We start from the raw sequence: 15,882 nt of genomic DNA, 5'->3' as shown, positions 1-15,882 counted from the left end.
TACCGACGGGGTGGTTCTGTGAGCAGGTACGACAGGTACGACAGGTACGACGCCACCGACGAACAGTGGGAAGGGCTCGCACAGGTCGTACCCCTGAGGGGGCGCAACGAGTGGCCGTCCCGGGTCGACCACCGCACGGTCCCGGAGCAGCGGGAGTCGGCGGAGCAGCGGCGCCTGGTCGTCCTGCGGGTCCAGATCTTCGCGGACGCCCGTGAGGTGGCCGAGTATCTGGTGGCGCAGATCCCGGTCCTGCTGGACCTGACCGGGGCGGAGAGCGACGTGGCCAAACGGATCCTGGACTTCAGCAGCGGCGTCGTCTTCGGGCTCGGCAGCGGGATGCACCGCGTCGACCGCAACGTGTTCCTGCTCGCGCCGGTCGGCATGGAGGTCGAGGGGGTCACCGCGGCGGGCGTACCTCAATCGTAGGAAGGTGGTGCGGGCGGAACGGTTCGCCGGTCGCGGGCGTGCGTACGGTCCGCTCATGACTGTGACCTCCACGGCGACGGGCCGGGCCCTCTCGCCCGGCCGGGCCGCCCGCCCGCCCCGCCCCTTCGTCGGTGAACTCAGGCTCCACGCCTTCGCGTCGCACCGCCGCACCGTGATCCCGCTCGGTCCGCTCACCCTGCTCGCCGGGGCCGGCGGCAGCGGGAAGTCGACCGCCCTGCGCGGGTACGAGGCCCTGGCGCGGCTCGCCGCCGGCGATCCGCTGGAGGACGTCTTCCCCGATCCGGCCGCCTGGGTGCCCGAGCGGGCGGGGGCCGACGCGCAGGGGCGTCGGGGCTTCCGGATCGGCTGCACGGTGGAGGGCCCGGCCGGCCCGGTGACGCTGGAACTGGCCGTCCAGGCCGAGCCCACCCTGCGCATCGTGGGGGAGCGGCTGACGGGCCACGGCGAGACGCTGCTGACCACGGCGCTGCGGGATCCGCGGGGCTCCGCCGTGCAGGCGGCCTGGCACACGGCCGGGGCGGTGCCCGTGACGCGCGCCCCCTTCCCCGACGACCGGCTCGGCACCGCCCTGCTGCCGCTGCGGGTCGCGGGCACGACGGAGGGGCAACTGCGGGTGCTGGCCGCCGCCGAGCAGGTGGTGGTGGCGCTGCGGTCGGCGTTCGTCTGCGATCCGCAGCCCGGCCGGATGCGCGCGGCGGTCCCGGTCGGGGAGGGCCGGCTGACCTCCGGCTGCGACAACCTGGCCGAGGTGCTGTACCGCACCCACAGCCAGTGTGCTCAGCGGCACGCCCGGCTGGTGGCCAGCGCGGACGCGGGGTGCGCGGGGGGCGTGACGGGGCTGGGCGTCGAGCGCCTGGAGGACGGGAGGGTGCTGGCCCGTACGGAGCGGGGGCCGGGGCACAGTACGCCTCTCGGCCGCCTCGGTGACGGGGAGCTGCGCTATCTGGCCCTCGCGCTGGTCCTGCTGACGGGGCCTCATGTCCTGGTGGTGGACCCGGTGGCGGAGGTGCCCTCGGCGATGCAGGCGCTCACGGTCCTGGCCGACGGGTTCGACCGCTGCATGGACGTCCGGCAGGCGGGGGAACTGCTGGCGCTGGCCGCCTCGATCTGTGCGGGCGGGCACATGCGCCTGTTCGGAACGGTCACGGAGGCGGCCGCGGCGGCGGCCCGTGCGACGCCCGGGGTGACAGTGGTAGACCTGTCCCGGTGACGGAACTCGACGTAGCACGACTCCAGCGCCGGCTGGCCGACTTCGCGGCGGCCCGGGCCTGGGAGCCGTACCACACCCCCAAGAACCTCGCCGCGGCCCTGAGTGTCGAGGCGTCCGAACTGCTGGAGATCTTCCAGTGGCTGACGCCCGAGGAGGCGGCGCGGGTCATGGAGGACCCCGGGACGGCTCACCGCGTCGAGGACGAGGTGGCCGATGTCCTGGCGTATCTGCTGCAGTTCTGCGAGGTGCTGGACGTGGACGTCCTGGCGGCGCTGGCGGCCAAGATCGAGCGGAACGAGTCCCGTTTCCCGGTCGCGGACCGTCCCGCACCGCAGCACCGTCACTCTTCGGAGTGATCGACTTATTCACTATCGGCTCCCTGTCCACAGATTTCCGATTTCCTCTGGCTTTACGGTGCCGTTGACCTCACTGTGGGTAATGAAAGAGGTGAGCGGGTTTCGACGGACGGGGGAGTGCCATGGAAGCGGAGCGGCTCATCGAGGACGGTCGGCGGTCTCTGGCTGCGAGCCGGGGCGCGCCGGCCGTGATGACGGAGGCCTGGCAGGCCCAGGCCCTCGCCCGGGCGGTGGGCGGGCAGTTGGTGCGGTGCGGCCCGGCGGAGTTACGGACGGACGCCCGCGGCCTCAGCGAGATCGGGGCGGCGGGAGCGCCGGTGCTCGACCACCCGATGGTTCCGGCGGGGGGTGTGCGTGCGGCCCGGCTCACCGAAGTCGCCGACATCCGGCGCACGCTGGACGCGCTCGCCCTGCTCCTCGGAGAGGTCGGGATCGTACTCGTCGGCGTCGCCTGCGGGACGGAGGAGGAGGGGCTCTACTGGCAGTGCATCGAGGCCATAGACGCCGTCGACGAGTCGGTGGACCGGGTGCAGGGGATGCAGCGGCGGCTGGAGGAGCAGGAGTGGGAGCGGGCTCACGGCCGACCGGACCAGCAGTGCGCCGGCCCGCGCGTGATCAGGGGACCGGCGGGCTCCGTGACCGGCCGGCCGTGAGCCCGTAGGCCCGGGTGTCGGCCCCGTCCGGTCACAGGCCGGGCGGGGAGAGGCCGGGCCGGGCGGTGCCGAAGGTGCAGGATGGAGGCATGGATCTTCGAATTTTCACCGAGCCCCAGCAAGGGGCGAGCTACGACACACTGCTCACCGTCGCCAAGGCCACGGAGGATCTGGGCTTCGACGCCTTCTACCGGTCGGACCACTATCTGCGGATGGGCTCCGGCGACGGTCTGCCCGGACCGACCGACGCGTGGATCACGCTGGCGGGGCTGGCCCGCGAGACCAAGCGGATCCGCCTCGGCACCCTGATGACGGCAGGCACGTTCCGCCTGCCGGGTGTGCTGGCCATCCAGGTGGCCCAGGTCGACCAGATGTCCGGCGGCCGGGTCGAGCTGGGGCTGGGCGCGGGCTGGTTCGAGGAGGAGCACAAGGCGTACGGCATCCCGTTCCCGAAGGAGAAGTTCGGCCGGCTGGAGGAGCAGCTGGCGATCATCACCGGCCTGTGGGGGACCGAGACCGGCAGGACGTTCAGCTACGACGGCACGTACTACCAGCTCACCGACTCGCCGGCGCTCCCGAAGCCCGCCCAGGCCAAGGTGCCCATCCTGATCGGCGGGCACGGCGCGGTCCGCACCCCGCGCCTGGCCGCCCAGTACGCGGACGAGTTCAACATCCCCTTCGCGTCGATCGAGGACAGCGAGAAGCAGTTCGGCAGGGTCCGGGACGCGGCTGTCGCGGCGGGCCGCGCGGCGGACGACCTGGTGTATTCGAACGCCCTGGTGGTCTGCGTCGGGAAGACCGACGCGGAGGTGGCGCGGCGTGCCTCCGCCATCGGGCGTGAGGTCCAGGACCTCAAGGCGAACGGTCTGGCGGGCTCGCCCGACGAGGTGGTCGACAAGATCGGCCGGTATGCCGCTATCGGGGCATCGCGGATTTATCTCCAGGTCCTGGACCTGGACGACCTAGGGCATCTGGAGCTGATCTCCTCGCAGGTGCAGTCGCAGCTGGGGCGGCGGGAAGCCGTAGCCGGGAAGTAGCCGTCGCGCCCCGGCCGGCCTGCCGACCGGGGCGCGACGGGCGGTGAGGTCGGCCGGCGGCAGGATCGGGAGCCGTCGGCCGGCCGGCCGGCCGGCCGGTCGACGGGGGGCCGGGTGCCGCGGTCGGCCGAGGGGGAACAGCGCGGCCGGTCCGCAGATGACCGGTGGGGAGCAGTCGGCCGGCGGGGAGCGCCGGTGGGGACAGCCGATGTCGAGGAGTAGCCGTGCCAGTCGTCCGAATCCCGCCGGGGCCGCCTGCCCGTTCGCTCGGTGACGCGCTCGCCGAGGGCACCGTTCTGCTGGACGGCGGCCTCTCGGACCAACTGCGGGCGCAGGGCTGCGATCTGTCGGGCGAGCTGTGGTCGGCCAGGCTGCTGGCCGACGCGCCGGAGCAGATCGAGGCCGCCCACGCGGCTTACGTGAAGGCCGGGGCGCAGGTGCTCATCACCGCCAGTTACCAGGCGACGTTCGAGGGCTTCGCTCGGCGCGGTATCGGGCGGTCCGGGGCCGAGCGCCTGTTGGCGCGCAGTGTGGACGCGGCCCGCAGGGCGGGGGCGCTGACGGCCCGGGACGTCTGGGTCGCCGCCTCGGTCGGTCCGTACGGGGCGATGCTCGCGGACGGCAGCGAGTACCGGGGCCGCTACGGGCTGTCCGTCCGGGCCCTGGAGCGGTTCCACCGTCCCAGGGCCCGGACGCTGGCCGAGGCGGGCCCCGACGTACTGGCTCTGGAGACCGTGCCGGACATCGACGAGGCCGAGGCTCTGCTGCGGGCGGTCCAGGACCTTCCGGTGCCCGTCTGGCTCTCGTACAGCGTCGCCGGGGACCGGACGCGGGCGGGGCAGCCGCTGGAGGAGGCCTTCGGGCTTGTGGCCGGGAACGACCAGGTGGTGGCCGTGGGGGTCAACTGCTCTGCACCCGAGGACGCCGACGGTGCGGTGGAGACGGCGGCGGCGCTCGGCAAGCCCGTCGTCGTCTACCCGAACAGCGGCGAGACGTGGGACGCCGTACGCCGGTCATGGTCGGGCGGGAACACCTTCCGGCCTGAGCGGGTGCGGGACTGGCAGCGGGCAGGGGCCCGGCTGGTCGGGGGCTGTTGTCGGGTCGGCCCGTCGGAGATCTCGGAGCTGGCCGCCGTGCTGGAAGAAGCGGGCACCTGAAAATGCCTGGTAGGGGGTGGAGGGCAGGACCATACTCGGACGTGTGTTCCTGACTCTCGGTACGACCGGCAACCTTGAACGTCCCGCCACCGACCTCGGATTCCTGCTGCACAAGCATCCCGGGAAGGCGCAGGAGTTCTCCACCTCGCACGGCACCGCGCACGTCTTCTACCCCGAGGCGTCCGCGGAGAGGTGCACGGCCGCGCTGCTGCTGGAGGTGGATCCGGTGGCGCTGGTCCGGCGCGGTAAGGGCAAGGGCCGGGGCGGGGCTCCCGACGCGGCCCTCGCCCAGTACGTCAACGACCGGCCCTACGCGGCGTCTTCGCTGCTCTCGGTCGCGATGGCGGCGGTCTTCAAGTCCGCGCTGAACGGTGTGTGCCGGGCCAGGCCCGAACGGGCCCGGGAGCCGTTGCCGCTGCGCGTCGAGGTGCCGGCACTCCCGGCGCGGGGTGGTGCCGAACTGGTCCGCAAGCTTTTCGGGCCGCTCGGCTGGACACGGGTGGACGTGGTGCCGGTACCCCTGGACGAGGAGTTTCCCCAGTGGGGTGACTCGCGTTACGTACAGCTGGTGCTGGAGGGGGAGATGCGGCTGGCCGATGCGCTGCGCCAGCTGTACGTGCTGCTGCCCGTGCTCGACGACGCCAAGCACTACTGGGTCGCACCCGACGAGGTCGACAAGCTGCTGCGGGCAGGGGAGGGCTGGCTGGCAGAGCACCCGGAGCAGAAGCTCATCACCAGCCGCTATCTGTCCCGCCGCTGGGGGTTGACCCGGCAGGCGATGGAGCGGCTCGAACTGGTGCGGCTGGCGGAGTCGGACGACCTGGAGGTGGAGAGTCTCGACAACGCGGTGGACGAGACCACCGACACGGAGGAGAAGCCGGTGCCGCTCGCCGAGCAGCGCCGCGAGGCGATCCTGACGGCGCTGCGTGCCTCGGGGGCCGCCCGCGTGCTCGATCTCGGCTGCGGACAGGGCCAGTTGGTGCAGGCGCTGCTCAAGGACGTGCGCTACACGGAGATCGTGGGGGTGGACGTGTCGATGCGCGCGCTGGCCGTCGCCTCGCGCCGGCTCAAGCTGGACCGGATGGGCGAGCGGCAGGCCGCCCGCGTCCTCCTCCGCCAGGGTGCGCTGACCTACACCGACAAGCAGCTGAAGGGGTACGACGCGGCGGTGCTCAGCGAGGTGATCGAGCATCTGGACCTGGAGCGGCTTCCCGCGCTGGAGCACGCCGTGTTCGGCTCGGCGCGACCCCGCACCGTGCTCGTGACGACGCCGAACGTCGAGTACAACGTCCGCTGGGAGACGCTCCCGGCCGGACATGTGCGCCATGGCGACCACCGCTTCGAGTGGACCCGGCAGGAGTTCCGGGACTGGGCGGGACGGGTGGCAGGACGCCACGGTTACACGGTGACGTTCGTGCCCGTGGGACCGGACGACCCCGAGGTGGGTCCGCCCACGCAGATGGCCGTGTTCACGATGAGCACCCCGTCGCCGGGACCCGCACCCGGGACAACGGCCACGGCGGCGGCATCCGCCACGACCGCGGCAGCCGCCACGACGAAGACGAAGGAGGCGAAGGAAGCATGACCGGTACCCCTCGCACGCTGCCGGTGACCGACCTGTCCCTCGTCGTGCTCATCGGCGCCAGCGGCTCAGGAAAGTCCACCTTCGCACGTCAGCACTTCAAGCCCACGGAGATCCTCTCCTCGGACTTCTGCCGTGGCCTCGTCGCCGACGACGAGAACGACCAGAGCGCCGGCCGTGACGCCTTCGAGGTCCTGCACTACATCGCGGGCAAGCGTCTGGCCGCCGGACGGCTCACCGTCGTCGACGCCACCAACGTGCAGTCCGAAAGCCGTAGACAGCTCGTGCGGCTGGCCAGGCAGTACGACGTGCTGCCCATCGCCATCGTGCTGGACCTGCCCGAAGAGGTCTGCCGGGTGCGCAACAGCACCCGCCCCGACCGCGCGGACATGCCCCGCCACGTCGTCCAGCGACACCGCCGTGAGCTGCACCGTTCGCTGCGCGGTCTGGAGCGCGAGGGTTTCCGCAAGGTGCACGTCCTGCGCACCGAGGAGGAGGTCGCCTCCGCCGAGATCGTCCTGGAGCGCCGCTACAACGACCTCCGCCACCTGACCGGCCCGTTCGACATCATCGGTGACATCCACGGCTGCCGTTCCGAGCTCGAGTCGCTGCTCGGGAAGCTCGGCTACGTGGACGGCAGGCACCCCGAGGGGCGCACCGCCGTATTCGTCGGCGACCTCGTCGACCGGGGACCCGACAGCCCCGGGGTGCTGCGCCGGGTCATGTCCATGGTGGCGGCGGGCGACGCCCTGTGCGTCCCCGGCAACCACGAGAACAAGCTCGGCCGTTACCTCAAGGGACGCAAGGTCCAGCACACCCACGGGCTGGCGGAGACCGTCGAGCAGCTGGAGCGGGAGGACGTCAGGGACCCCGCGTTCCGCACCCGGGTGGCGGAGTTCATCGACGGGCTGGTCAGCCACTACGTCCTGGACGAGGGCAGGCTGGTCGTCTGCCACGCCGGGCTGCCGGAGAAGTACCACGGGCGCACCTCCGGGCGGGTCCGCTCGCACGCGCTGTACGGGGAGACGACGGGCGAGACCGACGAGTTCGGGCTGCCGGTGCGCTACCCGTGGGCGGAGGAGTACCGCGGCCGTGCGGCCGTGGTCTACGGCCACACGCCCGTGCCCGTCACCTCGTGGATCAACAACACCCTCTGCCTGGACACCGGAGCGGTCTTCGGCGGGAAGATGACCGCCCTGCGCTGGCCGGAGCGCGAGATCGTCGACGTGCCGGCCGAGCGGGTCTGGTACGAGCCGGTGAAGCCGCTGGTCACCGAGGCGCCGGGGGGCCGGGAGGGGCGTCCGCTCGACCTCGCCGACGTACAGGGCCGCCGTGTCGTGGAGACACGGCACATGGGCCGTATCGCGGTGCGTGAGGAGAACGCCGCGGCCGCGCTGGAAGTCATGAGCCGCTTCGCCGTGGACCCGAGGCTGCTGGCCTACCTCCCGCCCACCATGGCCCCGACCGCCACCTCGCGGGCGGCGGGCTTCCTGGAGCATCCGGCGGAGGCCTTTGCCCAGTACCGCGCGGACGGCGTCGGCACGGTCGTCTGCGAGGAGAAGCACATGGGCTCGCGGGCGGTGGCCCTGGTCTGCCGCGACGCCGGGGCGGCGCGCGAGCGGTTCGGCGCCGACGGCCCCACCGGCGCCCTGCACACGCGCACCGGGCGGCCGTTCCTGGACGACGCGGCGCTCACCGAAGTCGTCCTCGGCCGACTGCGCACGGCCGTCACCGCCGCCGGTCTCTGGGAGGCGTGGGACACCGACTGGGTGCTGCTGGACGCCGAGTTGATGCCCTGGTCCCTCAAGGCCGCCGGCCTCCTGCGCTCCCAGTACGCGGCCGTGGGCGCCGCCTCCGGAGCGGTGCTCCCCGTCGCCGGCGACGCCCTCGCGGCCGCGGCCGCCCGCGGGGTGGACGTCACCGCCCTCGCCGGGCGGCAGCGGGAACGGGCCGCGGACGCCGCCGCGTTCACGGAGGCGTACCGGCGTTACTGCTGGAGCACCGAAGGGCTCGACGGTGTTCGGCTCGCACCGTTCCAGGTCCTCGCCGTGCGGGGCCGCTCGCTGGCCCGCGTACCGCACGACGAGCAGCTGGCCTGGCTGGACCGGCTCGTCGAGCACGACCCGACCGGGCTGCTCCAGGTCACCCGCCGTCTGGTCGTCGACACCGGTGACGACGCCTCCGTGCGCTCCGGCATCGACTGGTGGCTGGAGATGACCGGGCGCGGCGGAGAGGGCATGGTCGTGAAACCGCTCGGCGCCTTCGTACGGGACGCCGAGGGGCGGGTCGTGCAGCCGGGCATCAAGGTGCGCGGCCGGGAGTACCTGCGGATCATCTACGGTCCCGATTACACGCGGCCGGAGAATCTGGAGCGACTGCGGTCGCGGTTCCTCGGCCACAAGAGGTCGCTCGCCCTGCGCGAGTACGGCCTGGGCCTCGAGGCGCTGGACCGGCTGGCCGACGGGGAACCGCTCTGGAGGATCCACGAGGCGGTCTTCGCGATCCTGGCCCTGGAGTCGGAGCCGGTCGACCCGCGCCTGTGAAGGCACCGTAGGAGCCGGGGCGCCGGTTGGCGTCCCGTCCCCGGCCGCAGGGGCGGGGGCGTCCCGTCCACCGTCCTGCGCGGCCGGCCGTCCGGTCCAGCCGTCCGGCCGTCCGGGCTCGCTCGGATGTGGTGGTCCGGTGACCCGCCGGGGACCGGGGGTTCGCGCCCGCCGGTGTGCCGCCACCCGGCCGCCCGGCACCGGGGCGGGGCAGGGAAACCGTGGGCGGTTCGCAGGGGTGAAGGGCGCTTCCCGCGGTGAGGATGGAGGCATGGGATTCCATGTCGACTCCGAGGCCGGGCGGCTGCGCCGCGTCATCCTGCACCGCCCCGATCTGGAGCTGAAGCGGCTGACCCCCAGCAACAAGGACGCGCTCCTCTTCGACGACGTGCTGTGGGTGCGCCGCGCGAGGGAGGAGCACGACGGCTTCGCCGACGTGCTGCGCGACCGGGGCGTGGAGGTCCATCTCTTCGGTGATCTGCTCCGGGAGTCCCTCGACATCCCCGTGGCACGGCGACTCGTCCTCGACCGGGTGTTCGCGGAGAAGGAGTACGGGCCGCTCGCCACCGAGCATCTGCGCGCCGCCTTCGAGGAGCTGACCGCCGCCGAGCTGACCGAGGCCCTCGTCGGCGGCATGACGAAGCGGGAGTTCCTGGAGCGGCACTCCGAACCGACGTCCGTCCGCTTCCACGTCATGGACCTGGACGACTTCCTGCTCAACCCCCTGCCCAACCACCTCTTCACCCGTGACACCTCGGCCTGGATCTACGACGGGGTGTCCATCAACGCGATGCGATGGCCGGCCAGGCAGCGCGAGACCGTGCACTTCGAGGCGATCTACCGGCACCACCCCCTGTTCACCGGGGCGGAGGCGGGCGTTTTCCACCACTGGTCGCAGGGGCAGGACGACTACCCGTCCACCATCGAGGGCGGTGACGTACTCGTCATCGGCAGGGGCGCGGTCCTGATCGGGATGAGCGAACGGACCACGCCGCAGGCCGTGGAAATGCTGGCCAGGGGCCTTTTCGACGCCGGCTCGGCGCGGGCGATCGTAGCCCTCGACATGCCCAAGCGGCGTGCGTTCATGCACCTCGACACGGTGATGACGATGATCGACGGGGACACGTTCACGAAGTACGCCGGTCTTGGGATGCTCCGCTCGTACACCATCGAGCCCGGCAGCGGCCCCCGCGAACTCAAGGTCACCGACCACCCGCCCGAGCACATGCACCGGGCCATCGCCGCCGCGCTGGGCCTGGACGCGATCCGGGTGCTCACCGCCGTCCAGGACGTCCACGCGGCCGAGCGTGAGCAGTGGGACGACGGGTGCAACGTGCTGGCGGTGGAACCCGGAGTCGTCGTCGCCTACGAGCGCAACGCGACCACCAACACGCATCTGCGCAAGGAGGGCATCGAGGTCATCGAGATCCGGGGGAGCGAACTGGGCCGGGGACGGGGCGGCCCGAGGTGCATGAGCTGCCCGGTGGTCCGTGACCCGGTATGAGCCCCGGGGGAGAGCCCGCCCCGCGGAGCCTCCGTACCGCCCGTTCTGTATAGCAATACGTACCCTCGTATAGACTTCCGCTTCCGGTGTGCACGTCTGTGCACGCGGAACCGTGCGGCGCCCGAGCGGAGCCGCACGGGTCCACGCCCGCCGCCGCCCGCGGTCCGACCCAGGAGAAGCACCATGGCCATAGACCTCGCAGGCCGCCACTTCCTCAAGGAGCTGGATTTCACGGCCGAGGAGTTCATCGGCCTGATCGCCCTGTCCGCCGAGCTCAAGGCCGCCAAGAAGGCCGGCACGGAGACGCGGCGGCTCACCGGCAAGAACATCGCGCTGATCTTCGAGAAGACCTCGACCCGTACCCGCTGCGCCTTCGAGGTGGCCGCCGCGGACCAGGGCGCCTCGACGACGTACCTCGATCCCTCGGGGTCCCAGATGGGGCACAAGGAGTCGGTGAAGGACACCGCCCGGGTGCTCGGCCGGATGTTCGACGGCATCGAGTACCGGGGCGACAGCCAGCAGGCCGTCGAGGAGCTCGCCGCGCACGCCGGTGTCCCGGTCTTCAACGGGCTCACCGACGACTGGCACCCCACGCAGATGCTCGCCGACGTCCTCACCATCACCGAGCACAGCGAGAAGCCGCTGGAGGAGACCGCCCTCGCCTACCTCGGCGACGCCCGCTTCAACATGGGCAACTCCTATCTGGTCACCGGCGCCCTGCTCGGCCTGGACGTCCGGATCGTCGCCCCTGCCTCCTACTGGCCGGCCCAAACCGTCGTGGACCGTGCCCACAGGCTCGCCGCGTCCAGCGGGGCGCGCATCACGCTCACCGAGGACGTCTCCGAGGGTGTCCGGGGGGCCGACTTCGTCGCCACCGACGTCTGGGTCTCCATGGGGGAGCCCAAGGAGGTCTGGGACGAGCGCATCACCGCGCTCGCGCCCTACGCCGTGACCATGGGCGTCCTGCGCGCCACCGGCAACGCCGACGTGAAGTTCATGCACTGCCTCCCCGCCTACCACGACCTCGGCACGAAGGTGGGCCGGGACATCCACGCCCGGCACGGCCTAACGGAGCTCGAGGTCAGCGACGAGGTCTTCGAGTCGGCGCACTCCGTGGTCTTCGACGAGGCGGAGAACCGGATGCACACCATCAAGGCCGTCCTCGTGGCCACACTGGCCGAAGGCGGCCACAGCGCATGAGAATGCACCCAATTGGGTGAACATGCGCGGTGGTGGCTACGATGGAACCACATGGTGGGGTTCGGGCTCGCACGCTCGAACCCCCTTTCCATGATCCCGCCGCCGGGCCGCTGTCCCGCTCGGTGCGGGCCGGAACCCCCACCGTTCCGTACGCCGCGCACCCGCTCCCCCCTTGCACCACACCTGTCCCACCGGAGATGAGAACGCCCGCCATGAGTACGGCCCCCCACACCCCGCCGGGTCCCGCGAGCCCGCCGCGCCGCGAGGGCGCGCGCATCAAGAGCCCCGCCGTGCTGCTCGCCGAGTCCGGAGCCGACCTGGAGGGTCACGGCCTGCGGCGCACCATGGGCCTGTTCCAGCTCGTGTGCTTCGGCGTCGGGGCGATCGTCGGCACGGGGATCTTCGTCGGCCTGTCCGACAGCGTCGCCGAGGCCGGTCCCGCCGTGGTGGTCTCCTTCGTCCTCGCCGCGGTCACGTGCGTCTTCACCGCCTTCTCCTTCGCCGAGCTCGGCGGGGCCATCCCCGTCTCCGGCAGCTCCTACTCCTTCGCCTACGCGACCCTCGGGGAGCGCGTCGCGTTCCTCGTCGGCTGGTGTCTGCTCCTGGAGTACGGAGTCTCCGTCTCGGCCGTCGCGGTCGGCTGGAGCCAGTACGTCAACGAACTGCTGGACAGCCTCGTCGGCCTGCACCTCCCCGAGGCCCTCTCCGCCGGGCCCGCGGACGGCGGCGTCGTCAACCTCCCGGCGATCGTCGTGATCGCCATGGCCGCCACCCTGCTGGTACGCGGCATCCGGGAGAGCGCGGGTGCGACGGCGGCGATGGCGGTCCTGAAGATCGGTATCCTCATCGCGTTCTGCGTGATCGCCTTCACCGCGTTCCAGGACGGGCACCTCTCCCCGTTCGCCTCCCAGGGCGTGGCCGGTGTCACCGCCGGCGCGTCGGTGGCGTTCTTCTCGTACATCGGCTTCGACGCCATCACCACCGCGGGCGAGGAGGTCAAGAACCCCCGGCGGAACATCCCGATCGCGATCATGATCTGCATCGGCCTGGTCACCCTGCTCTACTGCGCGGTCGCCCTCGGGGCCATCGGCGCCCTGGGCGCGGACGCAGTCTCGGACAAGCCCGCCGCCCTCTCACTGGTGGTCGACCAGGTCACCGGCTCGGCCGTCGGCGGCGGCATCATCGCCTTCGGCGCGGTCGTCGCCATCGCGTCCGTCGTGCTCACGGTGATGTACGGCCAGACCCGCATCCTCATGTCGATGTCCCGTGACGGACTCGTCCCCAGGGTCTTCGAGCGCGTCTCGCCCCGCACCCACACCCCCGTCGCCAACACGTGGATCGTGGCGGCCGTCTTCGCGCTCCCGGCCGCGTTCGCGTCGCTGGACATCGTGGTGAACCTGACGACCATCGGCACGCTCGCCACCATGGCGGTGGTGAACATCGCCGTGATCGCGCTGCGCCGCCGCAACCCCGAGCTGAAGCGCTCCTTCCGGGTGCCGCTCTACCCGCTGAGCCCGGTCCTGGGCGTCGGTTTCTGCCTGTACCTGATGTACGGGACGGGCTGGACGACCTGGCTGCAGTTCCTGGTCTTCCTGGCGGCCGGCGCCCTGCTGTACGCGGGATACGGGCGCAGCCGCTCGCGCCTCGTCAGTCCCGGGGCCGGGCCGTCGGCGCCGTCGCCGGGGGAGCAGGCGCCGTCGGCGTCGCCGGCAGAGTGAACCAGACGGCCTTGCCGTGCTCCGTGGGGCGGTGACCGCAGGCGGAGCTGAGCGTGCGGATCAGGAGCAGGCCCCGGCCGTGCTCCTGCCACAGGTCCGGCGTGCTGCCCGGCAGGAGCGCCGACAGGCCGCCCGGCGGCCCCGGGTCGTGGTCGTGGACCTCCACCTGGCAGCCGGCCGGCATCAGCTCGACCACGAGTTCGATGGGGCCCGAGCCGTCGGTGTGCTCCACGGCGTTCGCGACCAGTTCCGCGGTGAGCAGTTCGGCGGTGTCACTGTCCGCGGCCGCCCGGATGTCCGCCAGCGCTGTACGGACCAGAGCGCGGGCGATCGGCACGGCGGCCGTGGAGTGCGGCAGGGCGACGCGCCAGGAGGCGGGCCGGGGCGCGGGTGCGGGGGTGTCGGACGGCAAGGCGGATTCCGTTCGGGTGCGAGACATCCGGTGACGGGACTCCTGATCCGGGACGTGCGTTCCGGTGCTCCGGGGCTGCTGTGCCCGGGACGGCTGCGTCAGAAGTTCTGTTCCAGGACTTTCTGTGTTCAACCATACGAAGTGCGCCGCGCCAGACATAGAGGCGGCCGACCGGTACGAAAGGGACCTTCGCCACAGCCGCTTCACGGATCGCTGCCCGTCCGCCCGCGGCGAAGGTCACGTACGGTCGACGGGGCCTCGCTCCCTGTGCGGGCGGGCCGGGGAGCGCGCCGCCCACTGCGCCCTGGCCCGCCCGCTGCGCACGACCCCCGCGGGACGCGCCGAAGCCCGGGCTCACGCCCGCGTCGCGGCGGCCGGTCACCTCTGCTCAGCCGGCGGTTCCCCGGTCGCGGCCGTCACGCGGGCTCCGCGGTGATCAGCAGCCGGTCGGAGACCGGCTCGTAGCCGATGCGCCGGTAGACGCCGTTGCTCGTCGGGTTGGCGAGGTCGGTGAAGAGCAGCACCTCCCCGGCGCCCGCCGCGCGTGCCGCCCGGCTGACCTCCGCCGTCACCGCCGCCGCGTACCCGCGGCCGCGGAACTCCGGCGGGGTGTAGACCGTCGCCACGCGCACGGTGCCCGCGAGCTGGGGAGAGACACCCGCCATGGACACCGGGACCCCGCCGTCCTCCCAGAGCGTCAGTCCGCCGTGCGCGAGTCGGTCGTCGACGATCCGCCCCGCCCGGTCGCCCGACTGGCCGGTCTCCCCGCCGAAGGCCACCAGCCACCCGACGAGCAGCGTCCGGTCGGCGGTGGTGGCGGTGCGCGGCCGGCCGCCGGGGGCGGGGCAGGGCGCCACCAACTCTCCGAGCCGGTACAGGCGGTGCTCCTCCTCGACCCGGTGGCCGGGCCAGTGGGCCGCGAGGGCCCGCGCGGTGGCGCGGTCCGCGTTGACGCCGGTGAGCGGGAACCCCTCGGCCAGCGGGCCGAGGGCCTCCGGAGCTACCGTGCCCAGGACCGGCGCATGCGGCGGCGTCCGCACCAGCGTCCCCGCCACCTCGCCGTCCTTCCCGCGCCACCAGCCCAGGACCGGCGTGGCGTCGCCGTAGGCGTGCGGGCCGCTGTCGCGCAGCGTCGCCGTGACAGTCAGGATCAGCGTGTTCTCGGCGGGCCGGGCGGCCAGCGACGCGCCGGCCGCGTCGAGGAAGGCGTCGACGTCATCGGTGAAGGTCCAGGGCATGCCTCATACTGCCGGGACCCGGGGCAGCCGGTCATCCGGGTTTCCACCCGGCCGACCGGGCCGGGTCCCCCCGGGGTGGCGCGCGGCGGACGCCGTACGGGGTCGTCCCCGTGAAGCGGTTGATCGTCACCACGCAGCGGATGTCCCCGGCTCCCGACGACGTCGGTGGACGCGAAACCGGGGCCGAGCCGGGGATGCCGGCACCGGCGACCCCGCCGAGCGCGCCGTCGACCAGGTCGTTCCCCCCGCACCGGACGCGCTCCCGATCCTGCGTGCCGAAGAGGTGGGTCACCGGTGCCCGCTGACCGGGTGCGGCCGAGGGGCAGGACCACCGCGGTGGATATCGGTCACAGCGGAAAGGGGCTCCCCCGGGCAACACGGTGCGCTCACGCACCTCTTGTGCCTGCCCGCCGAACGACCGGGACCGCCGTGCCGTCCCGGTAGCGGCCGGTGCGCCGCAGGGTGAACCTGAAGGTGCGCGCGCATCCTCGAGAGCCCGCGGGAAGGGGGCGGTGGTGACCGGCGAACCGGCCGCGCACGGCGTTGCGATGTCACGTGACGGCGAGGGAATCACGGTCCGTGACGACGCGCATTGCTGCCCGTACGCCGCCGAAGAAGTGCCGCCCATGCCCGACGAGGTCCCCGACGTCCCCGCGCACGTGTCCCTGGCCTCCGGACGGGCCCTGCGGGCGCGGGAGGACGGCAGGGGGGCGACGGCCAGGGAAGGCGGTCGGCGTTCCGCCGTGTGACCTGCGGCCGACCGGGCAGACGCCGTTCTGTGACGACAGCGGGGCGAGGGACGACTGCGGCCGGCGCGCACCGGAA

The 15,882-nt window shown here is 72.5% G+C and carries 14 protein-coding genes; 12 read left to right on the top strand and 2 right to left on the bottom strand.

Features of this window, described 5'->3' with window-relative positions:
- Positions 1–18: 18 nt before the first annotated feature.
- From ACH4VO_RS11620 to ACH4VO_RS11570, 11 genes are all read left to right on the top strand, one after another.
- Positions 19–426, top strand: coding sequence for a cell division protein SepF (locus ACH4VO_RS11620; protein ID WP_360987929.1), 408 nt, complete (start codon positions 19–21; stop codon positions 424–426).
- A gap of 7 nt (positions 427–433) precedes the next feature.
- Complete coding sequence (locus tag ACH4VO_RS11615; RefSeq protein ID WP_360988353.1) at positions 434–1,657, top strand: ATP-binding protein; 1,224 nt, start codon at positions 434–436, stop codon at positions 1,655–1,657.
- Complete coding sequence (locus tag ACH4VO_RS11610; protein WP_360987927.1) at positions 1,654–2,013, top strand: nucleotide pyrophosphohydrolase; 360 nt, start codon at positions 1,654–1,656, stop codon at positions 2,011–2,013. Before ACH4VO_RS11615 ends, ACH4VO_RS11610 begins: the two co-directional genes overlap by 4 nt.
- Before the next feature lie 122 nt (positions 2,014–2,135).
- Positions 2,136–2,666 carry a DUF6099 family protein gene (locus ACH4VO_RS11605; protein WP_360987925.1) on the top strand — a complete coding sequence of 177 codons (531 nt, stop codon included), beginning with the start codon at positions 2,136–2,138 and terminating at the stop codon, positions 2,664–2,666.
- An 89-nt stretch (positions 2,667–2,755) separates the two neighbouring features.
- Complete coding sequence (locus tag ACH4VO_RS11600) at positions 2,756–3,703, top strand: LLM class F420-dependent oxidoreductase (RefSeq protein ID WP_360987923.1); 948 nt, start codon at positions 2,756–2,758, stop codon at positions 3,701–3,703.
- A 224-nt stretch (positions 3,704–3,927) separates the two neighbouring features.
- Positions 3,928–4,860 carry a homocysteine S-methyltransferase gene (gene mmuM / locus ACH4VO_RS11595; protein ID WP_360991768.1) on the top strand — a complete coding sequence of 311 codons (933 nt, stop codon included), beginning with the start codon at positions 3,928–3,930 and terminating at the stop codon, positions 4,858–4,860.
- A gap of 43 nt (positions 4,861–4,903) precedes the next feature.
- On the top strand, positions 4,904–6,445 hold the full coding sequence (locus tag ACH4VO_RS11590; RefSeq protein ID WP_360991766.1) for a 3' terminal RNA ribose 2'-O-methyltransferase Hen1: 1,542 nt from the start codon (positions 4,904–4,906) through the stop codon (positions 6,443–6,445).
- A complete protein-coding gene (locus tag ACH4VO_RS11585) occupies positions 6,442–8,985 on the top strand; it encodes a polynucleotide kinase-phosphatase (RefSeq protein ID WP_360991763.1) in 2,544 nt (847 codons plus the stop codon). The genes ACH4VO_RS11590 and ACH4VO_RS11585 overlap by 4 nt, the downstream gene beginning before the upstream one ends.
- 271 nt (positions 8,986–9,256) lie before the next feature.
- Positions 9,257–10,489 carry an arginine deiminase gene (locus tag ACH4VO_RS11580; protein WP_360991760.1) on the top strand — a complete coding sequence of 411 codons (1,233 nt, stop codon included), beginning with the start codon at positions 9,257–9,259 and terminating at the stop codon, positions 10,487–10,489.
- A gap of 183 nt (positions 10,490–10,672) precedes the next feature.
- Positions 10,673–11,689 (top strand): ornithine carbamoyltransferase, encoded by a 1,017-nt coding sequence (gene argF, locus ACH4VO_RS11575; protein ID WP_360991758.1) that lies wholly within the window; start codon positions 10,673–10,675, stop codon positions 11,687–11,689.
- Between the two features lie 212 nt (positions 11,690–11,901).
- A complete protein-coding gene (locus ACH4VO_RS11570) occupies positions 11,902–13,407 on the top strand; it encodes an amino acid permease (protein WP_360991755.1) in 1,506 nt (501 codons plus the stop codon).
- On the opposite strand, the gene ACH4VO_RS11565 is transcribed toward ACH4VO_RS11570, so the two are convergent.
- Both ACH4VO_RS11565 and ACH4VO_RS11560 read right to left on the bottom strand, forming a co-directional pair.
- Entirely contained in the window at positions 13,337–13,846 is a 510-nt protein-coding gene (locus ACH4VO_RS11565; RefSeq protein WP_398440931.1) for an ATP-binding protein, read from the bottom strand. The two genes, ACH4VO_RS11570 and ACH4VO_RS11565, sit on opposite strands and share 71 nt — an antisense overlap.
- A gap of 389 nt (positions 13,847–14,235) precedes the next feature.
- Positions 14,236–15,057 (bottom strand): GNAT family N-acetyltransferase, encoded by an 822-nt coding sequence (locus ACH4VO_RS11560; RefSeq protein WP_360991749.1) that lies wholly within the window; start codon positions 15,055–15,057, stop codon positions 14,236–14,238.
- Positions 15,058–15,572: 515 nt separating this feature from the next.
- On the opposite strand from ACH4VO_RS11560, the gene ACH4VO_RS11555 reads away from it, so the two are divergent.
- Entirely contained in the window at positions 15,573–15,806 is a 234-nt protein-coding gene (locus ACH4VO_RS11555; RefSeq protein ID WP_360991745.1) for a hypothetical protein, read from the top strand.
- The last annotated feature ends 76 nt before the right edge of the window (positions 15,807–15,882 follow it).

Origin of the sequence: Streptomyces sp. NPDC020780 (assembly GCF_044334475.1) — a bacterium.
Lineage (GTDB): Bacteria > Actinomycetota > Actinomycetes > Streptomycetales > Streptomycetaceae > Streptomyces.
This window is presented reverse-complemented; position numbering and strand designations above follow the sequence as displayed.